Here is a 999-nt window from a genome sequence, read left to right on the forward strand (position 1 = left end):
ATTTGAAGCCGGCCAGTCATTCCGATTTCATTCCGGCCACCCTTCCGATTTGAAGGCGGCCAGTTTTCGGACTGATCCTGGGTCTCGTTGATGTTTGAGTTGGGTTTTGTTTCAGGTCAAGCTTCGGTGTTTTCGGGGACGATTGGCGGGCGCTGTTTTCGCATGCTTTCACCGGTGAGATCGATGCGATAGGCGTTGTGAACGAGGCGATCCAGGATGGCGTCGGCCAAAGTTGGGTTTGCAATAATTTCCCACCAGCGATCCACGGGCACCTGACTTGTGACGATGGTTGAGCGTCGTTCGTAGCGATCCTCAATGATCTCCAGGAGATCGCGGCGTTGGTCGTCATTGAGTTTTTCCGGTCCCCAGTCATCAAGGATCAGCAGGTCGGTCCTGGCAAGAGATTTGAGGATCCTGCCGTATCGCCCGTCGCCTCTTGCTAGCGCGAGGGCGGCGAACAGCCGGGGAAGCCGGTGGTAGGCGACTGAGAAGTCTTCGCGGCAGGCCTGGTGGCCAAGAGCGCAGGCAAGCCAGCTTTTGCCGACGCCGGCTGGCCCGGTGACAAGAAGACCATGATGCTTTCTGATCCAGCCGCAGCCGGCAAGCGCCATGAACAAATTGCGGTCGAGGCCGCGTGCGGCGCGGAAGTCGGCATTCTCGATCTGCGCGTCATGGCGAAGCTTGGCAGCCCTGGCGCGAGCCTCGAAACGCTTCTGGCGGCGTATGGTCGCCTCGCGTTCGAGCAGCATGGCAAGCCATTCGCCGTGCTCGAGGCCGCGCACTTCGGACTGTGCGTCGAGTTCCTGGAAAGCGGTTGCCATGCCGTAAAGGCCGAGCTCTCGCAGCATGTCGATGGTGAGATTGATCAGCATGGGTGGATCTCCTCAATGAAAGTAATCAGGGCCACGCAGATTGGCGTGATCGACGATGGCGGTTGGTTCGGTGGAATGGCGTGCGGCTTTGTGGTTGGCGATGAGCGAAGCGATGCTCTTGCAGTTC

At 59.1% G+C, this 999-nt stretch carries 1 protein-coding gene; it reads right to left on the reverse strand.

The window, feature by feature from the left end; all coding sequences use genetic code 11:
* Positions 1-116: 116 nt before the first annotated feature.
* Complete coding sequence (istB, locus tag EOA24_RS39230; protein ID WP_127410896.1) at positions 117-872, reverse strand: IS21-like element helper ATPase IstB; 756 nt, start codon at positions 870-872, stop codon at positions 117-119.
* Positions 873-999 lie beyond the last annotated feature (127 nt).

Origin of the sequence: Mesorhizobium sp. M2A.F.Ca.ET.039.01.1.1, assembly GCF_003998035.1 — a bacterium.
Classification (GTDB): domain Bacteria; phylum Pseudomonadota; class Alphaproteobacteria; order Rhizobiales; family Rhizobiaceae; genus Mesorhizobium.